This window comes from Clostridium pasteurianum DSM 525 = ATCC 6013, from assembly GCF_000807255.1.
GTDB classification, from domain to species: Bacteria; Bacillota; Clostridia; order Clostridiales; family Clostridiaceae; genus Clostridium_I; species Clostridium_I pasteurianum.
In genome coordinates this window covers 1,455,043-1,476,221 of record NZ_CP009268.1, presented here as the reverse complement: position 1 = coordinate 1,476,221, position 21,179 = coordinate 1,455,043, and the positions used below count along the sequence as shown (strand labels likewise).

Below are 21,179 nucleotides of genomic sequence, written 5' to 3'. Positions count from 1 at the left end.
TACCCCTATTTTATAGCATTTTATATCCTACTCCAAATACCGTTTCTATTATAGGCTTATCTCCTTTCACCTGAAGCTTTTTTCTAATTCGCTGTATATGTACATCAACAGTTCTACTATCCCCTTCAAATTCAAAACCCCAAACCTTTTCCAAAAGTCTTTCTCTTGTTAAAACTATTTTTCTATTTAAAGATAGCATTAAAAGAAGTTCATATTCTTTTGGCTTAAGTTTTATTACATTTTCACCTTTTATAACTTCTCTGCTATCCACATAAATTTTTATGCTATTGGGCAGCTGTATTACATTTGCAGTTCTTTGTTTTTTTAAACTGTCTATTCTCTTAAGACATACTTTTACCCGTGCAATAACTTCTCTTACATCAAAAGGCTTTGTAACATAATCATCTGCACCTAATTCTAAACCCAAAAGCTTGTCTACTATATCATTTTTAGCCGTAAGCATAATAATAGGAATATTATATTTTAAAGATATATCCTTGCATACATCATAACCACTTGTATCTGGCAGCATTAGATCTAGTATTATAAGATCTATATCTTCACTATTTACTAATCTAATTCCCTCTTTCCCCTCTTCTGCTTCTCTTACTTTAAAATTTTCTTTTTCAAGATAGTGTCTTAATATATCTCTTATGTCTTCTTCATCTTCAATAATTAGTATTGTTTTATCCATAATAATCATCCTTGTATAATTTACATAATATATAATCTTAATTATATACAAAGTTATTGCCAAGTTGTAGACAATTGTTATTTTATTATGACTAACTTATTAATTTGTATTTCAATATAAAATCTTGATATTATTTTTATAGATGATTAGCATTATTTATAGTAAATGATTTTTATTCCCATTTATCATTGACAATTTATTAAATCAATGATAAAATATACATGTAATTGATAATGATTTTCATTTAGAGGAGTTGTTAATATGAGTTTATTTGATTTAAAGCCTGGTGAAAAGGGAATTATAAAAAATATATCTGGAGACAAAAGACTAGCAAAAAGATTATTTGCTTTAGGTTTTATCGAAGGAACAGAAGTAAGGATGAAAACCTCTGCACCCTTTGGCGACCCCCTGGTTATCAATGTTAGAGGCTTTAATATTGCCATCAGGAAAAATGACGCAAAAAATATTTTTTTAGGAGATGCTTAACATGCTTACTGCTGCTCTTGTTGGTAATCCTAATGTAGGTAAAACTACTCTATTTAACTTTCTTACAGGCTCAAATCAGTATGTAGGTAATTGGGCTGGTGTAACTGTAGAAAAGAAAGAGGGTTTTTTAAATAAATCTGTTAAAATAGTTGATTTACCTGGTATATACGCTATGGATACCTATTCTAATGAAGAAAAGGTTTCAAAAAACTTTTTATTAAATGACGATGTTGATGTAATTGTAAATATAGTTGATGCCTCCAATTTAGATAGAAATCTATATCTTACAATGCAGTTAAAACAGTTTAAAAAGCCTATAATATTAGTTTTAAATATGATCGACGTAGCTCTAAAAAAAGGGGTTACAATAGATTATAAAAGTTTATCAAAAGAACTTAATGTAACTGTAATTCCTATAGTTGCATCAAAGCATAAAGATATTGATAAAATAGTAGATTCATTAAATAATACTACTTTTTCAACAGCAATTGATGAGAAAGATTATAATTTTAAATCTGAAAAGGAAACCTATAGCTATATAGAATCAATACTTAATAAATGTACAGACCAGTCAAAGGAAATTAATAAGTCCACTACAGAAAGAATTGACAATATACTTTTAAATAAAATTTTAGCTTACCCAATTTTTATAGGAATTATATGTTTAATTTTTAAAATAACTTTTTCTTGGGTGGGACAACCGCTTCAAGATTTACTTGATGGTTTAGTAAATGATTCTTTAATTCCACTGCTTCATTCAGCACTAGCTTCTTCCAGCCCTTGGTTTAGTTCATTAATAGTTGATGGCATAGTTGGAGGAGTTGGTTCTGTTATAGTATTTCTTCCAATAATACTTACATTATTCTTCTGTGTATCAATTTTAGAAGACAGTGGTTATATGGCTAGAACTGCCTTCTTAATGGATAACATAATGCGAAAGATGGGTTTATCAGGCAAAGCTTTTATACCTGTAGTTATTAGTTTTGGATGCAGTGTTCCAGCTATAATGGCTTCACGAACTCTAGAAAGCGAAAAAGACAGAAAACTTACTGCATTATTAGTACCCCTTATGTCTTGCAATGCTAGATTACCTATTTATGCACTACTAGCTGCTGCCTTTTTTCCAAAACACCAAGGTTTAGTAATAGGTTCTCTATACTTATTAGGAATTTTTATAGCTTTTATAATTGGTTTACTATTTAAAAGTACCATATTTAAAAAAGATGAAGAACCTTTAATAATAGAACTTCCTGAATATAAACTTCCTGAATTAAAAAGCCTTTTAATTCATACTTGGGATAAAGGTAAAGGTTTTGTAAAAAAGGCTGGTACAATAATTTTCTCCATATCAGTTTTAATATGGCTTCTATCAAATTTCGGCTTTACAGGTATGGTAAATATTGAATCAAGCTTTCTTGCAGGTATAGGTCATATATTAGTGCCAATATTTAAACCTTTAGGATTTGGAACCTGGCAAAATTCCGTTGCCTTGTTGACTGGATTAGGTGCAAAAGAAGTAGTAGTAAGCACTTTAGGTGTATTATATGGAGCAAATTTATCAGAACTACTTCCTAAACTGTTTACGCCAGTTACTGCCTATGCATTTTTGGTTTTCGTGCTATTATATCCACCTTGTATTTCTGCTTTGGGAACTATGAAAAAAGAATATGGCAGTAAAATGACTGTATTTACCATAGTATACCAAATATTATTAGCCTGGATAGTCTCATTTACTATTTATAGAATAGGTCTTTTAATCATATAATATAAATATAAACTTTAAGTATCTAATTGTTTAAACTCTTTAAACTTATTGGTAATTTAAATTAGAAGGTGATTTTGTGCAAAATATAGTAGAAATACTTATAGCCCTTATTATAGTAGCATCCGCAATATTTTTATTTATTAAAAATATTAAGAAAAAATCCTCTGGTGGCTGTGATTGTGGCCACTGCTCACAAAGTATTTCTTGTAATACTAAAAACAAAAATATTAAGAAATGAATTTTAATATAGAAATAAACTAGGAGTAAAAATTACTCCTAGTTTATTTCTATACCATAATAACTTAAAGGTAATATACCAGTTCATCTTGATAATTATAATGTTTAATACTACTATGTAACGTATGGAATTCACATTATACAGTACTAACCTCCGAGTTCAACATATTAATCATTTCAATTGGTTCAACTTTTTGCTTTAACAGCCTTACAACATTCTCTCTTGTCTTATCATAGCTCTCAAAAACTTTAAGAGCTTTTTCTCTATCATGATAAACTTTCCAGTATCCGCAGAGTATACATTGTTTTCCGTTACAATCTATAAAAGCTTCTACATCTTTTACAGGTATACCCAAAAATATTCCAACTTCATGAGGGCAAGCCATATATTGATACCTATATTTTAATAATTGTAAGCACATATCTAAAGACATTAAATTTGAATACCCAAATTTCAGTAAAAAATTCATATTATTTTCATGGAACAAGATCTGTGACAACAGTTTCTCATTATAAAACAGCAATATAATAAGATTTTCTTTTCGCATAATTTCAAATACCTTTAAATTTATGTTATCTATATATTCATCCCCATATTTATACCATAGATCATACATACCCTTATTTTGATTTGATATAGTAATTATAGAAGATGGTTTATATCCGGCTATCGTAGGAGATATTGCGTAGGTTATTAAATTCATCATATAATCTTTTTCTCTGGTATAATCAATAAAATCAATAAAATTTTCAATTCTCCTTGCCATCTTCTAACAATCCTCTCTTTTTTATTTATATTTTTCTAAATCTATTGTTTCCATTTCTAATTTTTTTATTTATATTTTTCTAAACTAATTCTCTACCAAGATTTTTACAATCTTCTGCTGAATCTCCTTCTGGTGCCTCTTGTACAATTAACCCATCATTTACTACATTAGCACCTAAATTATCCATTTCTGATACCCAATTTCTCATCCATTCACCGTCTCCCCAGCCATAAGAACCAAATAAAGCTACTTTTTTGCCTGTGACAATAGAAGATACTGAATCTAAGAAGGGCTGCATTTCTGATTCTTCAACAACTTCTGATCCCATTGAAGGTGATCCAAAGGCCACAACATCTGCTTCTTTTACATCATCTTCTTTAGCATCTGAAACATTTAAAAGTTTAACCTCTGCTCCTTTTTCCTGTGCTCCTTCTGCAATTAATTTTGCCATAGCTTCAGTATTACCAGTTCCGCTCCAATAAATGATATTTACTTTACTCATATAAATCACCTCACCATATAGTTGATAATGAAATTCATTATCAACTATATGATACCTTTATTTAATTTGGCTGTCAATACCATTTTTCATTATTCTTTATAGATAAAACTATATTTTTTATCAATTTAAACATCTATTTTTTACAGAATTAAAATAATATTCTTTCAATTCTGTAATTTTATTATATTAAATATAATCATAAAATATTACAAAATAAATGAAAAACATATAATTCCAATCGGAATTATATGTTTTTCATTTATTTAATAACAATATACAAAAATCAAACTAAGTATAATTAATGTTATTTAAGTATCATAGTTCCTATACCTTCATGAGAAAATATCTCAAGTAAAAGCGAATGATGTACTCTTCCATCAATTATATGAGTCCTTTTAACCCCGCCTTTAACTGCTTCAATACAGCAATTAATCTTAGGAATCATCCCTCCAGATATAACTTTATCCTCAATTAATTGAGATATATTTTGGGTCTTAAGTTCCGAAACAAGCGAAGTTTCATCCATTGGATTCATTAATACTCCTGGCACATCTGTAATTAAAATAAATTTTTCTGCCTTTAACTTACTGCTTATTTTAGCCGCTGCCAAATCTGCATTTACATTATATGGTCTACCATCTTCCTGACCCAAAGCTACTGTAGATATAACAGGTATATAGCCTCCATCTAAGCAATGCTGTATGATAGAATCATTTACATCCACAATTTCCCCTACATATCCAATATCTACTCCATCTTGAAGTTCTACTTTCTTTGCCTTTAAAAGATTGGCATCAATCCCGCATAACCCCACTGCCTTGCCTTTATTTTTATCTATTAATGATACTATGTCCTTATTTACCTTTCCCGCCAGTACCGATTGTACTATTTCTATAGTTTCTTCATCTGTAACTCTAAGTCCATTTACGAATTCACTTTTCTTACCTATCTTAGATAGATACTCATTTATTTCAGGACCTCCGCCATGTACAACCACTACCTTAATTCCAACACAATTTAAGAGAACTATATCCCTTATAACTGAATTTTTTAAATCTTCATTTATCATTGCATTTCCACCATATTTTATTACAACAGTCTTTCCACTGTACTTTTGAATATAAGGTAATGCCTGACTCAAAATATTTGCATTGTGTATGTTAATATCATTAATTCCACTAAACACTTAAAACCCCCCTGTTTTTCTTTTAAAATGTCTTAAATAAAATATTTTATATTTTCATTAAACGATTGTTAATTGATCAATCTATGATTAAAAATAATTTCAATTTCTATTACAACAACTATATATTATAAACTTAATAATCAATTATGAAAATGGTAAAATTAAATTTATTTCAAAAAGTTTGGAAGCACATTTATAACTGGGACTTCATAGGGATGGACTTTCTTTATTACTGTTAAAACCTCTTTCAATATCTCACTTTTACAAGAAAACTCAATTTTACATTCTATTTCTCTAGATACCTTATAAGCTTCTCCTTTAAAAGGATCTGCTCCACTTAACGGTCTCCAGTATCCTGTAACTCTAGAAACAGCCATACAATTATCATAATTACCGCCTATAGTAAGTGCACCTATACTATTTAAGCATTCTCTTAGCTCTTCCACATATTCTTCTGGTATAAAGGTTTCTATTTTAAAAAATTCAAATTCCATAATTATCTCCTTACTCCCACAGTTTCCAAATCTCTGGCATGTAACCTACAGTTGCTTCCTTTCCATTACGTACTATAGGAGTTTTATATAATTTAGCATTATTTAAAAGCAGTTCCTCTTTAACAGCATTATTTCTTATATGTTCAACATTTAAATTTTTATATTCTTTGGCTTTACTATTAATTAAATCATTGATATCTACAGATCTGCTTACGCTTTCAAGCTCTCTTTTACTTAAAGCTTTTTCGTTTAAATCTATGAATTGAAATTTTATTTTTCTCTCTTTAAAATATCTTTCAGCTTTCTTAGTATCAAAACATTTTTTCACACCGAAAATTTGAATATTCATTACATATTGCTCCTTATATTAATAATATTTACTGTCTAAATACGTGCTTCTTCTATTCTAAGAAATAGAAAATTATTTAGTACAAAACTCTACAAAAGTCTGAGCTGCAATAGATAGTGGTATTTTTTTATTTGAAACAATACCTATAGTTCTTTCAGGTATAGGTACTTTAACGGGGATTTCTACTAATTCTCCAGATTGAAGCTCCTTTTCAATGAAATTTTTTATTACAACAGTTATTCCCAATCCTATTTTAGCAAATTCAATTAAAAAATCCATACTGCTTATCTCAATTTCTGGCTTTACAATTATATTATTATCAAAAAAATATTTATCAATGTACTTACGGGTTATGTTCCCTGGCTCTAGCAGCATTAAATTATATTTTTCAAGTATTTCATGGAGATTACTGATATGCTTTTCTTTAATATAATCCCTTCCAGCTACAAAAATGTCCTGTATGATATCTAATTCTATAAAGTTATAATTACTACAGTCAAAAGGATAGCTTATAATTCCAAAATCAATTTCTCCTTCATCCACTAATTTTAAAGTATCAAAAGTAGTTTTATTTATGATTTTAATCTGTATATCAGGATACTTATTTATAAATTCTTTAAGTCTAGGTATCAAAAAATATTGACAAAGGGTAGTACTTACTCCTAATTTTATAATACCCTGTTCCCTTTTTTTAAGTTTTGATAATATCTTTTCTCCTATCTGTATTTCTTCCATTGCTTTTTCTATATAAGTAAAAAATATATTTCCCTCTGCAGTTAATTTTACCCCTCTGGAATTTCTTGAAAACAGTGTGATTCCAGCAATATTTTCAAGTTTTTTTATGGCTTTACTTACAGCAGGCTGACTTATGTAGAGTATTTCTGCAGCCTGAGAAATATTCTTACAACAGGCTACAGTATAAAAAATTTTATAAAGTTCCAAGTCCATATTCATTATAGATAACTCCTAGTTATAATAAATTAAATTAATATATAATTTAATTATATATTAATTTAATTTATTTGGGCAATAAAATTTAAAAATACTATCAATCTATGTAAAATAAATTGATAGTAACTTATACCATAAATTATAATTTTTCTATTTTAACCTGACTAACTTGGTGTAAGTCTCCCACGCACTCTGTACAGCGATTCACACCAAATACAAAATAAATTTTGTTTTGTCTGCTTGCACTCTGTGAAAGCGATTCACACAAAATCAAAAAAAAGATTTTGGTTCTCTGCTTTTCTTCAAGTGGGAGTTCAACGCCAAGTAAGCCATGCATTTGCAGTTCTAAAATTCAGATGGGGTAAAAGAATCCCCACCTGAATTAAGAACTTGCCTCAATGATGCCTATGTCTTCGTCTATGAGCTTCCTCATTCCTAGAAACTGACTTTAAATATATATAGAACAGATGTTTAAAATCCGGTCTTGTAGCAGAATCCAGTAAAAAAGCAGATCTTCTTGCTCCCATAAATCTCTCTTCATTTAAAGCTTCAATTATTTCATCAGCTGTTCTTATTCCTATTCCATGGCCATAATATTTACCATTCCCTAAATCAATTACATTTTCCCCCTGCCATTCTGGAGTCAATGGATTCACATCAGGATTTTTAAAATATCTGCAATCTCCTGGTAAAAAATCTGATATGTCATCACTGATATCAAGTCCAAGATTTCTATCAATATAATGCCAGTTCATTAGATATATATTTGAGAAAACAGTATCAAAAAGTCTTGCTCCAAAAGAATCCAAAACTGCTTTATAATACACAATTACCATAGCTGTGGCACACTCAGTAGCATATTTACCACTGTTTTTATAAATATCATTTATGGCACTAGCGGAACTTACTCCGTTTCTCAATAGGAATCCACCTTGACGCGTTCTTTCCCAATATTCAGAATTTGCTCTTGATTTACGGAAAACAGCAAAATCAAAATTGCTTTTATCAAGATCTATAGCTGCATTTACAATATTTTTTCTCAGATTTAATTCAAATTTGAGTTCATCCAATGAATCATATTCATGAACCTCTTCACCGGATGCCATTTTCTTTAAAGTATATGCTTCTGTGCTATTGTCTTTATATTGATTTATTATGGTACCTATATCAAATTTATCTCCATTGATCTTAATCATTGTACTCCTCCTATCTTAGCAATCTTTATTTGATCCTCTAAAGAATAGTGGAGCCATACATCCCATAGATATATATTCTTTTGATGTATTCTAATTGAAAAATTTGAAAGCAATATTTTTGTATCATAATCTAATTTCTTAAAGCCATTTAACAGTTGATTTTCTTCTCTTGATGGAATACCTAGAGTCCTTCCAGTTTCACAACATATATTTTTACATAAATATTTTCCTTCTAAAACTACCTTGTAAGGACTAGGATTGGTTTTTTGTTGAAAACTCTCTCCTGTATATTCTAAAAATGAACCGTTCTCCTTCATCCAATTTAGAAAAGTTGTATACTTCTTTTCTTTAGTGATACTCTTATCTACTTCTGGTATAAAATTTAATAATCTTGCTGCTATCTTCACATCTTCTGGTATGGAAGACAATAGTTTTTCTCCAATGAGTATTAAACTTTGTGGATCTTCTATTTGAAAAAATGCCCATACCAAATCATGTACCAAAGCTCCCTTTTTATATCTATCAAAAATCATATCTACCAGTATATTAAGTATAGTTTTATCCTTATACATCTTTGTTAGAAGTATTGCAGAAATATCTAATACTCTATCATAATCGTCATCCATACCATCATCTTTAAAGCCTGTTTCAATGATCCACTTTAGAACATTGTGAATCATCTGTACATAATCAAAGGATAATTTTTCAGAAGCTAGATTATCCCTTTTATCTGTCAATATCTCTTTTACTATTAATAATGCTATCTTATTCTTTTTAGTTAGGACATCTTCCAAATTATTTCTTTGTATCTCATCTCTAAGAACAAACAAAGTAGGAAATTGAAGATCTTTGTCATTTATAAAGTCTTTAGCCCCTTTTAAATCCTTTGCAGTTAATTGCTTAAAAAAATCTCTTAAATCTTCTATTCCCCTATCGCTTCTAACTTTATCTAGAAAACTTACGGGATCTAGATTTAAATCATACATAGATATTCAATATCTCCCTTAATATTACTATCCATACATATTTATTATTTTAAATGTAATTTATACTAATTTAATAGTAAAAACTAAAAGTTAATTACATTATTTTAGTATGTAATTAACTTTCATACTAGGAGAAAAGGACGAAACAATCCTTTTCTCAGTTGAAAGTGGATAGTGGAAAGTGGAGAGTTTAAAAAAGTTCAAATATCAAAGTCCAAAAAACAAATAAGGTGATTTTGTCTTTTACAACAAAATTCACAATTAGTTAAGAGTTAAAAATTAAGAATTAAGAGTTACTGATGCTTTTTCTTCGCTGTACTGCGAAAAAAGCTTTAGAACTAATAATTTAACATTTTAAATGGCAATATAGGTTTTTAGACCGGTAGGTCGGCTGTGCCAACTAACTTAGGTAATAAAATTTTTCAAAATATAACTAAACATTCGTTAATTCTGTTGACCTGTCCGTAGGACCATGTTATTAATAAAATACCCCTTAACAAGAGCTATATACAATATAAGTTTAGATGAATTACATGAAGAAGTTGCAGCTGTTATCTTCACCTTGTTAGAAATGAAGTATTACAGCTCTTAGCTTTCAAATAACTATCTAAACATCGATATTTTCTATACTTAATATGATTGAAAAATCGAGTCTAGTAGCCACCAAATAAATATTTTTAACTATACAAAATTGTAGGTATTAATCCTATAGTCCTTCGGACTATAAAAACAACTATCTAAATGCTAATACTCAGTCAACGTAGATTCATCATATTAATGTAATATCACTGCTAAACCACCGGGCTAACCGCCCAAAAACCTTTTATAAACCAATCTCCTTTTTTAAGTTTGTATTTATTAATTCTAAATTTTTCTGTAGTGTAACGGAAGAAAAATATCCATCACTCTCAACTTTCAACTCTTAACTCTTAACTTAATAGGTAACTTTACTCCTATCACTTTTCTAAATCTGATATTTGTTCTTTGAACTTTGCACTTTGACGTTTGCTTCGTCCTTTCCCACTAGTAAGAAAATTAATCAATTGATTATTTGAAACAATTACTAGTATAATCCAAGTATCCTAGCTATAGATGTAGTAATAAAACATACCACTATGGCAATCCCCGTAGGCATAGCTGCAGCAAACAACGTCCATTTAATGCTTCCAGTTTCTTTTCTTATAGTCAATAGTGTAGTAGCACAAGGCCAATGTAGCAGAGAAAAAAGCAATACATTTAAAGCTGTAAGATAGGTCCATCCGTGAGAAAGAAGTATATCTCTAAGTGAATCAATACTTTGAAAATCCACCATGGTTCCTGTAGAAAGATATGCCATAATAAGTATAGGAATTACTATTTCATTTGCTGGTATTCCAAGTACAAAGGCCATGAGTATATAACCATCAAGTCCTATAAATCTTGCAAAAGGGTCTATAAAGGTCACTACATGATCTAAAACACTTAAATTTCCTATATATACATTAGCTAAAATCCAAGTTATTACTCCTGCTGGAGCAGCTATAAGTACAGCCCTTGCCAGCACAAATATGGTTCTGTCTATAATTGAAGTATATATTACTCTTCCTATTTGCGGCATCCTATAAGGTGGAAGTTCTAATGTAAAACTTGATGGGTACCCTTTTAGTACAGTTTTAGACAACAAACGTGAAATAAATAAAGTCATTATTACTCCAAGGACAACTATTCCTGTAACCGCTAATGCAGGAAGTATACTTAAGCCACCGCCTCCCTTTGCAATGAGAAAAACTGATGAAATGGCAATAATCGTTGGAAATCTTCCATTACAAGGAATAAAGTTATTTGTAAGTATAGCTATAAGTCTTTCTCTTGGGGATTCAATAATCCTGCAGCCTATAACACCGGCAGAATTACATCCAAGTCCCATACACATACTAAGACATTGTTTTCCATGGGCACAAGCTTTTTTAAATAGATGATCAAGATTTAATGCTACTCTTGGTAAATACCCTAAATCTTCTAAAATAGTAAACAAAGGAAAGAATATTGCCATAGGCGGCAGCATTACAGAAATTACCCAAGCCATAGTCTTATATAGTCCAAGAATCAATACCCCATGAAGCCACTTAGGGGCATTAAGCTGTGTAAATAAAAGCGTCAATTTATCTTCAATGGCAAATAATCCCCTTGCCAGCATATCTGAAGGTACATTGGCACCAGCTATAGTTAACCACAATACCGATGCAAGTATTGCTATCATAAGCGGTATACCAAAAATTCTTGAAGTAATATACTTATCTATTACTCTATCTCTGTTAATTATTTTATTTTCATGAACACATTCATTTTTTATTTCTTCTGCACTTTTATATATTGTATAAGTAATATCATCTCTAATATCCTTCTTATCATATTTACCTTTTACTTCTTCCACTGTCTTCAATATAATATCTGCATCTTCCTTTTTAAGTTTGTTAATTATTGTCTTTCTAATGCCTTCATCCCCATCTATGAGTCTTAAAGAAAGCCATCTAGTATTTAAATTTTTTATTTTTTCCTCTATTACAGAGCTAAGTTTCTGTATCATTTTTTCTATATATTCCTGATAAATTATCTTTTTAGGTGTGGGCTGCAACTCACCTGAAGTAACTTTAGCTATAGTTTCTTTTAATTCTTCTATTCCAACACCGCTTCTGGCAGCAGTAAGTACTACTGGAATTCCCAGTTTATCTTCTATTTTTTTACCATCAACAGTTATTTTCTTTCGTTTCGCTTCATCAATAAGATTGATACACAAAATAACTTTATCTGTAAGTTCCATAACCTGATATACTAGATTTAAATTTCTTTCAAGACAAGTAGCATCAGTAACAACAATTGTAGCATTGGAATTTCCAAAACAAATAAAATCTCTGGCAACTTCTTCTTCTACAGAAGAAGAAAATAGAGAATAAGTCCCTGGCAAATCCACAAGTATATATTCCCTATCTTTTACTTTAAATTCTCCTCTTGCATTTGTTACTGTCTTTCCAGGCCAGTTACCTGTATGCTGCCTTAATCCCGTCAAAGCATTAAAAACTGTACTCTTACCCGTATTAGGGTTTCCTGCCAATGCAAAAATCTGTTGATCTTCTCTTTTATCCACTTCATACATTTCTGTTAAAACTTCCAGTCCTGTTGAATGACAAGTAAGACCCATTTCAAACCTCCAAATTATTGATAAGTACTATTTTATTAAAATGTCTTTAAGAAACTTCTATAAGACATGCTTCTTCTTTTCTAAGTGCAATCATAGCCCCTCTAATATCATATACAGTAGGATCCCCTGATGGTCCTCTATGAACAACTTCCACTAAAGCACCTTTTGTAAGACCTAATGCCAGCATTCTTTCCCTTAATAATCCTTTTGAATCAATACTGTGTACTGTTACAAATTCTCCAATATCAGTATTACTTAGTTTTCTCATAAATTTTTCACCCCTTTGTAAATCTTCATAGTTAGTTAAACTTAATAGAGTTTCCTTAAACTAACTTTTATCTAATAATAGATTATGCCGATAAATAATTAAGTGTTCATAATTTTTTCACAGTAAAATGCTTGAAACTATTATTTTCAAAGCTATAAAACTAAAAAAGCTGTCTGACAATGCATACACATTGTCAGACAGCTTTCCTAATAACTAATAACCATGCTTTTTCAATCAAGAAGCTTTTTCCAGGTTTCAGCACCTACAATTCCATCTACAACCAACCCATGATTCTTCTGCCACTTTTCAACATTACTTTTAGTTTCATTTCCAAAAATACCATCCACTGTACCGCCAGCTCTCCACTGTATATATCTAGTTGCGTATATATAACTGAAATAATTAATTCCAACAGTAGGTCTTGCATATATTTCCTCTATAGCTTGTACTGTCATTGGACCCCATATGCCATCTTGTAAAAGTCCCATGGCACCTTGAAATTCTTTTATAGCAGCGCTAGTTTTAGAACCATTGCTTCCATCAACATCTAATCCTTTTTTTAAGACCTTATTTAATTGCATTTGTATTATCTTAACTCTATTATTTTCATTTACCGTTAACTGGTTACTGGAATTCTCATTATTCATCAATATATTCCTGCTGAATATATTGATATCTGCATTTCCCTGAATGCCATTTACCCTGCCATTCCAGCTATATTGGATACCAGCATATCCATTAGTATTAGAGGGTCTTGTATTAGGCTCTGCAATCCATATTCTATTTTTGGAGATGCTGCTTCTATCTGCTATATTATGATTAGAATAAAACAAAAGACTTTCATTTTGATTCATAAATATTTTTATAAAATTAAAGTCAGGATTACTTTCTTCATAGTCTAATACAGGCCTCAAATCCTGATGATATTTACTTATGGTGTTAATAAAGTGATTATATTCTCTAGTGGGATCATTTCTTCGTGCAAAATGATAAAATCCCACCTTTAATCCTACATCTTTGGCATTTCTATAATGACTGTCCATAAGTGGATTTACATAGGTTAAGCCTTCTGTAGCTTTTATATAAACGACCTCAACTCCGTCTGCTTTAATAGCATTCCAGTCTGTTATAATAGTTCCGCTGTAAATATCTATTCCCTTCATATAACTCATCCTTTCCAAGGATTTCATATACATTTATATGATACTTTATTATATTCAGAACTATATAAATTTGTCTATTTTTTATTATAATTTAATAAAATTTACTAATTTTATATTCCTATATGAGTTTTAAATTCATAATTGCAGATACAATAAATCAGTACTACTAATATTATATAATTAAATTACATTTTGACAAATACACAATATTTTCCTTAATTCAAATATATCAAATCACTTCCCAAGGATTTTTCTTACCTTCCATAAATAAAATACAACTTAAAATAGAATTTTCTACCATATCACTTACAGCCTGATCAGTGTAAAAGGCAGTATGAGGTGTTACAATCACATTAGGATAGGATTTTAAAATAGCTAATTGTCTATTATCTAATATCTCACATTTCAGATCATTGTAATAGAGATTTGTTTCATGTTCAATTACATCTAAAGATGCACCACCGATTTTTTTCTGTTCAATACCATCAATTAAATCTTCAGTATTTATAAGAGAACCACGGGCTGTATTAATTATGAATACTCCCTTTTTCATATTACCTATAGAATTTTTATTAATTAGATGATAATTATCTTCTGTAGCAGGCACATGCATTGTAATTATATCACTATCTTTGAAAAGCTCATCCAAAGCAACATATTCTGCATACTGCTTTATTTTTTCATTTTCATACAAATCATAGGCTATTATTTTACAATCAAACCCACTAAGGCGTTTAATAACCGTTTGACCAATCCTGCCTGTACCTATAACTCCTACAGTTAGATTATGTAGTTCTTTTCCCTGAATGCCCTTTAAACTATAATCCTGTACACTACTGTATTCCATTATAGCTTTCATTTTTCGTGTTGCCATAAGCACCATCATAAGGGTATAATCTGCTACACTGCTTGGTGAATAAGTTACATTACCTACATGAATCCCCAGCTTCTTAGACTCTTTAATATCAATATGATCATATCCAATTGTTCTAGTGGATATAAATTTTACACCAATCTGATAAAACTTTTTCAATAATTCACTAGAAATTTCAGTAGTTATAATACTTATACATTGGAATCCTTTTGCCAAATCTGCAGTCTCCATAGTAGGCTCTTCTTCACATAGTTCAACCTCTACTTTATATTTCTTACTAAATTCTTTAAAATATTGAGTTTCATCTGATCTATGACTGTATGCTAAAATCTTCATTATTTTTAACTCCTTTATTATGTTTTTAACTTAATAGGTAAGATATACAATTTTTTAATTAAACTTTATTTAAGATACAAGGCTTTTAAAGGTTTTACTTTAAAGCCTAAATTTATATATGAAAATTCTATATTTATAATTATATTCTCTTAAATATAATTATAGTATAATTCTCATTTTTTTCAATTTTATTAGGAAATTACTGTCGTATTATTTTGTTTATAACAAAAATAGACTATCTCAGCAATGCATATATCTGCACTGTGAGACAGCTTTTTAGTTATTATACTTGTTGTAAATATCTATTAAATTTTAATTTTTTATAGTTAGATCAGTCATTTTTGATTGTAATGAATATTTATTTTTTTGAGACAACCTCTTTTATTTATTTAATATTTCATCAATTCGTGTTAATTCATCAGAAGTTAATTTTTTATTTTCTAACATTCTTACATTTTATATTTCTCCTCATTTCTTGTTTCATTTACCTTATCCGGATAGAAAAGCTTTTCATATATATACTATTTTAAAGTAATTATTTTATAATTTAAATGGAAATTTATTAGAATTATATGGTTAAATGTTATATTACTATATATGATTTATTTATAGTATCATTATGCATATGTAATGTAATTTATTCTACACATTACATATCATAATATCCATAACATTAAGAAGCCTTGCTTTCACTAAACATTTTAATAAATAAAGATGCATACAAAATAAATGAGAGAATAAGGAAGAATCCTATTACTACCATAAAGAAATCTATAACCATTAAGGGTAGTGTAGGCACAGCAATTAATACAAACATAATGCTATAAAAAACTGCTGTAGAGACCTTTCCAAACCATTTGGCACCATCTAGCTTTTTATTTCTCTTCAAAAGCATTAATCCACAGAAAAACATAAATAATTCCTTTATCAATAAAATAATTGTTAGAATAACCATACCCTTAAATTGAAACATAAGTACTAAGACAACAGCTGCCTGTGTCAATTTATCTGCAACTGGATCTATTAACTTACCAAGCTCAGTTATCATATGATATTTTCTTGCAATAAATCCATCTGCAAAATCCGTAATGCCTGAAATTAATATAATTAGGGCAGAAAAATAGTAATCTTTAGGATCTGATGAATGTATATAAGTGAATATAAATACTGGTATTAAAGCTAATCTAATATAACATAAGACATTAGGAATATTAAAGATATCTTTTAATTTTATTTTCATTAAATATCTCCCCCTGAGCTTGATTCTTCATTAGTTATTAATATATAATTTTAAAATATTCCTGAAAACCCAGCTATTAGAACTACAATAGCAAATATTATTCTATACACTGCAAATATTCTCATAGGTCTCTTCTTTAAATATGCAATAAATTTGTCAATTACTATTAATGCTACTATAAAAGAAACCACAAATCCAACTGCAAGCGCCACTGTTTCCTGTGATGTTAATGTAAATAATCCTCCAATTTTTATAATTTTTAAAATACTCATTCCAACCATAACCGGTATTGCTAAAAAAAATGAAAATTCAGCTGCAGCAACAGTAGAAAGACCAGATATCCATCCCCCTATAATAGTAGATGCAGAACGAGACATTCCTGGAATTATTGCTAAACATTGAAATACTCCAATTATAAATGCCTGTTTTATAGTTACATTTAATTCTTTTCCCTTTGAAGTATTATTTCTAAATTTATTTTCTGCTAATATCATAAGTATAGCTCCTACAAACAAAGTTATAGCTACAGGAATTGGTGCAAATAAATACTTTTCTGCTAAATCATCAAATAATACTCCTAAGATTCCACCTGGTATACATGCAATAAATATCATAAACCAAAACTTAAAACCTGACTTTTCATAACCTACTTTTTTAGGAGAAAAGTTTACTAAAGTATCCTTTATCCTTTTCCAATAAAGTATAATTACAGCTAATATAGCTCCTAATTGTATTACATATGTATACATATCTACATAACTAGTGCTTGTCCCACCAAATCCTATTAGGTTTTGAAAAATCACCAAATGTCCTGTAGATGACACTGGCAAAAACTCCGTTACTCCCTCTACAATACCTAATATTACAGATTTAAATATTAGTAATATTCCTTCCATTTAATCACCTTTTCTTACTTTATTTTATATATGTTACAATAGATTATATTAAAAATGAAATTATATATTTCATTAAAATAAATAATCTCAGTTGCAACCTATATAATTATATCATATTGATTTTTTATAATCAGCTTATATATTGTTTTAAAAGCTAATATTTTCAAATAGTATTTTTTATATACAATCAGAAGAAGCACTTGAAATTCTCCTGATTGTTACCTATATTCATTAATAAACTAAATATAAAGTATCTTCATTACTATATAAAATCATAATACTTTTACCCAAATATTCATATCCTCAAAGCTGCCGCATATATGACAATGGTTTACAAGCCTCCCGCTATACTCATAATCATGTTTAGAAAAAACAATATTCATACCTGTAGAAATAGATCTTGCCATACTATAGAGTACTTTATATTCTTTATGCTTTAATTCTTTTTCCAGTTCAAAAATTAATCTTCCCACTAATCCTTTACCTCTATGTAACTTATCCGTGGCACAATCAGTCATTTCAACATTTAAATTAATGGGATCCATATCTGCCGATGCAGCACTTACAATCCTATTTTCATAAATTGCTACTTTAAAAAAAACATCATTATCCATTACAAATTTAATATAATCAGAATTATTCATAGGTGATGGATAAGTTTCAAATACACTATCATAAAGTTTAGCCAACTGCTCTGCATCTTCTTTACCTGCATTTCTTATTAAATATTTGTTGTATTTATCATATTTATAATTTTCATCTGAATATTCCCTTGATATTATTAAAACTTCTTCTTCTTCTGGAATAACTATACTCATTTTTCTCTTATCTGTAACGAATTTAGATAAAAAATATCCTGGTTTACCCTTTAAAAAATTGTAAACTTTTGCTTCCATTATAAATCCTTCATCTTTGAACTCCTTAATTCTTTCTTTAGGTGCAACGTAAAATATTTTTCCTACTTTATTCTCATCTGAAAGTATCATTAATTCCTTTAATAATCTTTTAACATCACCTTCAAAGTTTACAATTTTAATCTTTTGATTAAATTCATCTAGCTTAATCTTTGCACTTCCTCCATCAAATTGGATTTTTTTAATTTTAGGTACTTCTAAAAGCATATAATCACCCCTATTTACTTTAATACCTTAAATATTTGCAGTTTTTACTTTATTTATTCTTTTATAGGATAGCAAGTAACTATAATAATTTTTTCACTTTGGAGTTAGATAATTATTGCGATCATTTCAAGTTTTGTTGATAGTATTAATCCTTTAATGAAATGCAGAAAATAAAGAGTGTAAAATTTTATTTTACGCCTTTTATTTTTACAATATTTTCATATTTTTCCGTTAAAGGTATTCTAAACCCATAAGCCTTAATCTCATAGGTTCTATTAATTCTGAGTCCCCCATATATATCTTCAGAGTCAAATTTAAATTCCAATAAACTGTTAGTATTTTTAAATACCCTGGTATCTCCATTTTCCATTTGAGTATAAATTAAATATATCTTTTTATCATCAACTGTTTTTATCTGTTTATTGGCAATAGTTACTATATAAGTACTTCTAAAAAAGTGAGGAAAAAATAGAATTGTATTTAACATGATAATTATGCAAATTCCTAATATTATAAGTTTAAATTTAGATATCCTAAAATTAGGAATTTTACTCCTGCGAGCTAATCTATACCTATTATTAAATCTGTACCTATAAAATTTATTTTTTATCATAGACTCTCCTTAAATACTAAAACTACTCTAATTTATTTTTATTCTTTTTTTATTAAAATTAGTATTGAAGGAGATATTTTTTATTAAATTCCACTTATCTTATTAGTATTATTCAACAAAAAACACCAGTATTTAACTGGCGTAAAAAATAAGTTTACTAATAAGAAGGGAAGTTTATTCTAACACAATCATATTAACATATGATTGTTAAATAACATCTTAATTATTGTAAATATTATTTAATCTAATTTATATTATCCAATATATTTTTAAATTTATAGAGTAGTATTGAATCAAGAAATCATTTACACTATAATAGTATTGTATTTTGCAATTAATAAACTCTTCAAGAAAGTATGTATTAATTTATACATACTTTTTTTACAGATATAACACATACCTTTTAAAATAATCTCTGTTAAGGGTTCTTTTTTATTTATGGCTTTTATTATTATTTAATTTTTCCATATAAACATAATATATAACTGCAGAATCTATTTTAAGATTACTAGCAATTCTACTAACTTCTTTAGGTATCAATGACAATTCATTAATCAATTTATATATTTTTTCTGTTAGCATATCCTTTAATTTTAAGTAAATCATATGCTTAGTATTCTCATCCAAACTATTTACTTTTTTAATTAAATCTTCTTTGCTAATTTTGCTTCCACTTGCTATTATAGCTATTTTTATATCTTGTTTGTTAATCATGTAAGCCATCTCCTTTCTACATAATTTTACCATAAATAAAAGTAATATCCTTTAATTTTTGTTCATCAAATTTCTACAACAATATTTTACATTATCTTATATTTGAACAAGCATTTTAATTGATGTGGGTTTGTAAAAAAGTTTGATCAAAATATACTTTAGAAATAGCTTAAAACCGTTAATTTGAAAATTAATTTTTGAAACAAAGTTTAATCAAAAGTATCATTTTAATAAGCAATTTATGACAAGTTTTTGTAATAAAGTTTGAGCAAAACTCATATTTATTACGAAGTTAAGCCATTTACAAGGAGTTTAATCCTTAATTCTGATTAAACTTTATTACAAATGATCAATCTTTGTTCCAAACGATTAAACTTTATTTTAAACTTACAATTGATACTATTTCTAAAACTTTAGCATGTTTAATAGTTGCTGACCCATTATTCTCTTATTCTTGCATAGAGAAAGAATAAGAGATAATATTAATATATGGAAGTTTAATTTGAACATTGGGTAAAATATAAAAAAAATAAGAAAGGAGCTAACCACTATGGATAATGCCGCAAAAAATAAAACCTATACTTACACGGACTATATGAAATACCCTGAAGGTGAAAGAATAGAAATTATAGACGGCCACATATACAATATGGCTGCTGCTCCATCAAGAATCCACCAGAAAATCATATCACAATTATTAATTGAAATAGGAAATTATATCAAAACTAATAAAGGAGATTGTGAGGTATATCCTGCTCCCTTTGATGTAATATTAAAAAATGATGATGAAGAATTGTCTAATAGCAAAAATATTGTTCAGCCTGATATATCAGTGATATGTGATAAAAACAAGCTAACAGATAAGGGCTGTACTGGTTCTCCTGACATGATTATAGAAGTGGTGTCACCATTCAACCCATCTAATGATTATGTAAGGAAATTGAGCCTGTATGAGGAATTTAAAGTACGTGAATACTGGATAATAAACCCTATGAAGGAAACTATATTTGCTTACACTCTTGATGAAAACAATAAATATGCAGCTCCTGACAGCTATACATTCAAAGATAAAATAAAAGTAAACATATATGATAATTTAGAAATTGATTTTAATAGCTTGAATTTGTAGTTACTAAACAAATATTTATAATATCACACTTAGA

22 protein-coding genes are annotated in these 21,179 nt (G+C 28.6%); 4 read left to right on the top strand and 18 right to left on the bottom strand.

Annotation, left to right across the window (positions count from 1 at the left end; all coding sequences use genetic code 11):
• Positions 1 to 10: 10 nt before the first annotated feature.
• The gene (locus tag CLPA_RS06715) at positions 11 to 694 is read right to left on the bottom strand and encodes a response regulator transcription factor (protein WP_003446323.1); all 684 of its coding nucleotides are present in this window, start codon (positions 692 to 694) and stop codon (positions 11 to 13) included.
• Between the two features lie 261 nt (positions 695 to 955).
• Here CLPA_RS06715 and CLPA_RS06710 point away from each other — a divergent pair, with 261 nt between their 5' ends.
• The 3 genes from CLPA_RS06710 (at position 956) to CLPA_RS20400 (ending at position 3,183) form a co-directional block, all read left to right on the top strand.
• On the top strand, positions 956 to 1,180 hold the full coding sequence (locus CLPA_RS06710) for a FeoA family protein (protein WP_003446322.1): 225 nt from the start codon (positions 956 to 958) through the stop codon (positions 1,178 to 1,180).
• 1 nt (position 1,181) lies between these two features.
• On the top strand, positions 1,182 to 2,945 hold the full coding sequence (gene feoB / locus CLPA_RS06705; protein ID WP_003446321.1) for a ferrous iron transport protein B: 1,764 nt from the start codon (positions 1,182 to 1,184) through the stop codon (positions 2,943 to 2,945).
• 76 nt (positions 2,946 to 3,021) lie between these two features.
• Positions 3,022 to 3,183 (top strand): FeoB-associated Cys-rich membrane protein, encoded by a 162-nt coding sequence (locus CLPA_RS20400; RefSeq protein WP_003446320.1) that lies wholly within the window; start codon positions 3,022 to 3,024, stop codon positions 3,181 to 3,183.
• A 136-nt stretch (positions 3,184 to 3,319) separates the two neighbouring features.
• On the opposite strand, the gene CLPA_RS06700 is transcribed toward CLPA_RS20400, so the two are convergent.
• The 17 genes from CLPA_RS06700 to CLPA_RS06620 form a co-directional block, all read right to left on the bottom strand.
• Entirely contained in the window at positions 3,320 to 3,949 is a 630-nt protein-coding gene (locus tag CLPA_RS06700; RefSeq protein WP_003446319.1) for a DUF3793 family protein, read from the bottom strand.
• Positions 3,950 to 4,028: 79 nt separating this feature from the next.
• Entirely contained in the window at positions 4,029 to 4,451 is a 423-nt protein-coding gene (locus CLPA_RS06695) for a flavodoxin (protein WP_003446318.1), read from the bottom strand.
• A gap of 304 nt (positions 4,452 to 4,755) precedes the next feature.
• Entirely contained in the window at positions 4,756 to 5,637 is an 882-nt protein-coding gene (gene argB, locus CLPA_RS06690; RefSeq protein WP_003446317.1) for an acetylglutamate kinase, read from the bottom strand.
• Positions 5,638 to 5,804: 167 nt separating this feature from the next.
• A complete protein-coding gene (locus tag CLPA_RS06685; protein ID WP_003446316.1) occupies positions 5,805 to 6,131 on the bottom strand; it encodes a YqfO family protein in 327 nt (108 codons plus the stop codon).
• Between the two features lie 10 nt (positions 6,132 to 6,141).
• Complete coding sequence (locus CLPA_RS06680; RefSeq protein ID WP_003446315.1) at positions 6,142 to 6,480, bottom strand: arsenate reductase family protein; 339 nt, start codon at positions 6,478 to 6,480, stop codon at positions 6,142 to 6,144.
• Positions 6,481 to 6,552: 72 nt separating this feature from the next.
• Positions 6,553 to 7,434, bottom strand: coding sequence for a LysR family transcriptional regulator (locus CLPA_RS06675; protein WP_003446314.1), 882 nt, complete (start codon positions 7,432 to 7,434; stop codon positions 6,553 to 6,555).
• 392 nt (positions 7,435 to 7,826) lie between these two features.
• Positions 7,827 to 8,627 (bottom strand): protein-glutamine gamma-glutamyltransferase, encoded by an 801-nt coding sequence (locus CLPA_RS06670; protein WP_003446313.1) that lies wholly within the window; start codon positions 8,625 to 8,627, stop codon positions 7,827 to 7,829.
• The gene (locus CLPA_RS21640; RefSeq protein WP_003446312.1) at positions 8,624 to 9,613 is read right to left on the bottom strand and encodes a hypothetical protein; all 990 of its coding nucleotides are present in this window, start codon (positions 9,611 to 9,613) and stop codon (positions 8,624 to 8,626) included. Before CLPA_RS21640 ends, CLPA_RS06670 begins: the two co-directional genes overlap by 4 nt.
• Positions 9,614 to 10,676: 1,063 nt before the next feature.
• Complete coding sequence (gene feoB, locus CLPA_RS06660) at positions 10,677 to 12,791, bottom strand: ferrous iron transport protein B (protein ID WP_003446311.1); 2,115 nt, start codon at positions 12,789 to 12,791, stop codon at positions 10,677 to 10,679.
• 46 nt (positions 12,792 to 12,837) lie between these two features.
• Entirely contained in the window at positions 12,838 to 13,059 is a 222-nt protein-coding gene (locus CLPA_RS06655; protein WP_003446306.1) for a FeoA family protein, read from the bottom strand.
• A gap of 230 nt (positions 13,060 to 13,289) precedes the next feature.
• Positions 13,290 to 14,222 carry a peptidoglycan-binding protein gene (locus tag CLPA_RS06650; RefSeq protein WP_003446299.1) on the bottom strand — a complete coding sequence of 311 codons (933 nt, stop codon included), beginning with the start codon at positions 14,220 to 14,222 and terminating at the stop codon, positions 13,290 to 13,292.
• Between the two features lie 229 nt (positions 14,223 to 14,451).
• Complete coding sequence (locus CLPA_RS06645) at positions 14,452 to 15,432, bottom strand: D-isomer specific 2-hydroxyacid dehydrogenase family protein (protein ID WP_003446298.1); 981 nt, start codon at positions 15,430 to 15,432, stop codon at positions 14,452 to 14,454.
• Between the two features lie 673 nt (positions 15,433 to 16,105).
• Complete coding sequence (locus tag CLPA_RS06640) at positions 16,106 to 16,672, bottom strand: CDP-alcohol phosphatidyltransferase family protein (RefSeq protein WP_003446297.1); 567 nt, start codon at positions 16,670 to 16,672, stop codon at positions 16,106 to 16,108.
• Positions 16,673 to 16,722: 50 nt separating this feature from the next.
• Entirely contained in the window at positions 16,723 to 17,568 is an 846-nt protein-coding gene (locus tag CLPA_RS06635) for an undecaprenyl-diphosphate phosphatase (protein WP_003446296.1), read from the bottom strand.
• A gap of 272 nt (positions 17,569 to 17,840) precedes the next feature.
• Complete coding sequence (gene ablB / locus CLPA_RS06630; protein ID WP_003446295.1) at positions 17,841 to 18,689, bottom strand: putative beta-lysine N-acetyltransferase; 849 nt, start codon at positions 18,687 to 18,689, stop codon at positions 17,841 to 17,843.
• 187 nt (positions 18,690 to 18,876) lie between these two features.
• Entirely contained in the window at positions 18,877 to 19,302 is a 426-nt protein-coding gene (locus CLPA_RS06625; RefSeq protein ID WP_003446294.1) for a DUF1523 family protein, read from the bottom strand.
• A gap of 432 nt (positions 19,303 to 19,734) precedes the next feature.
• Positions 19,735 to 20,016 (bottom strand): hypothetical protein, encoded by a 282-nt coding sequence (locus CLPA_RS06620; protein WP_003446293.1) that lies wholly within the window; start codon positions 20,014 to 20,016, stop codon positions 19,735 to 19,737.
• A 550-nt stretch (positions 20,017 to 20,566) separates the two neighbouring features.
• On the opposite strand from CLPA_RS06620, the gene CLPA_RS06615 reads away from it, so the two are divergent.
• On the top strand, positions 20,567 to 21,145 hold the full coding sequence (locus tag CLPA_RS06615; protein WP_003446291.1) for a Uma2 family endonuclease: 579 nt from the start codon (positions 20,567 to 20,569) through the stop codon (positions 21,143 to 21,145).
• The last annotated feature ends 34 nt before the right edge of the window (positions 21,146 to 21,179 follow it).

Excerpts from the sequence above, each read along its gene's own strand:
- CLPA_RS06625 (WP_003446294.1), bottom strand. The coding sequence starts at position 19,302 with ATGATAAAAAATAAATTTTATAGGTACAGATTTAATAATAGGTATAGA.
- CLPA_RS06645 (WP_003446298.1), bottom strand. The coding sequence starts at position 15,432 with ATGAAGATTTTAGCATACAGTCATAGATCAGATGAAACTCAATATTTT.
- CLPA_RS06670 (WP_003446313.1), bottom strand. The coding sequence starts at position 8,627 with ATGATTAAGATCAATGGAGATAAATTTGATATAGGTACCATAATAAAT.
- ablB (WP_003446295.1), bottom strand. The coding sequence starts at position 18,689 with ATGCTTTTAGAAGTACCTAAAATTAAAAAAATCCAATTTGATGGAGGA.
- CLPA_RS06620 (WP_003446293.1), bottom strand. The coding sequence starts at position 20,016 with ATGATTAACAAACAAGATATAAAAATAGCTATAATAGCAAGTGGAAGC.
- CLPA_RS06710 (WP_003446322.1), top strand. The coding sequence starts at position 956 with ATGAGTTTATTTGATTTAAAGCCTGGTGAAAAGGGAATTATAAAAAAT.
- CLPA_RS06680 (WP_003446315.1), bottom strand. The coding sequence starts at position 6,480 with ATGAATATTCAAATTTTCGGTGTGAAAAAATGTTTTGATACTAAGAAA.
- CLPA_RS06695 (WP_003446318.1), bottom strand. The coding sequence starts at position 4,451 with ATGAGTAAAGTAAATATCATTTATTGGAGCGGAACTGGTAATACTGAA.
- CLPA_RS06655 (WP_003446306.1), bottom strand. The coding sequence starts at position 13,059 with ATGAGAAAACTAAGTAATACTGATATTGGAGAATTTGTAACAGTACAC.
- CLPA_RS06675 (WP_003446314.1), bottom strand. The coding sequence starts at position 7,434 with ATGAATATGGACTTGGAACTTTATAAAATTTTTTATACTGTAGCCTGT.
- CLPA_RS21640 (WP_003446312.1), bottom strand. The coding sequence starts at position 9,613 with ATGTATGATTTAAATCTAGATCCCGTAAGTTTTCTAGATAAAGTTAGA.
- CLPA_RS06615 (WP_003446291.1), top strand. The coding sequence starts at position 20,567 with ATGGATAATGCCGCAAAAAATAAAACCTATACTTACACGGACTATATG.
- feoB (WP_003446311.1), bottom strand. The coding sequence starts at position 12,791 with ATGGGTCTTACTTGTCATTCAACAGGACTGGAAGTTTTAACAGAAATG.
- CLPA_RS06640 (WP_003446297.1), bottom strand. The coding sequence starts at position 16,672 with ATGAAAATAAAATTAAAAGATATCTTTAATATTCCTAATGTCTTATGT.
- feoB (WP_003446321.1), top strand. The coding sequence starts at position 1,182 with ATGCTTACTGCTGCTCTTGTTGGTAATCCTAATGTAGGTAAAACTACT.
- CLPA_RS06700 (WP_003446319.1), bottom strand. The coding sequence starts at position 3,949 with ATGGCAAGGAGAATTGAAAATTTTATTGATTTTATTGATTATACCAGA.
- CLPA_RS06715 (WP_003446323.1), bottom strand. The coding sequence starts at position 694 with ATGGATAAAACAATACTAATTATTGAAGATGAAGAAGACATAAGAGAT.
- CLPA_RS06685 (WP_003446316.1), bottom strand. The coding sequence starts at position 6,131 with ATGGAATTTGAATTTTTTAAAATAGAAACCTTTATACCAGAAGAATAT.
- CLPA_RS06635 (WP_003446296.1), bottom strand. The coding sequence starts at position 17,568 with ATGGAAGGAATATTACTAATATTTAAATCTGTAATATTAGGTATTGTA.
- CLPA_RS06650 (WP_003446299.1), bottom strand. The coding sequence starts at position 14,222 with ATGAAGGGAATAGATATTTACAGCGGAACTATTATAACAGACTGGAAT.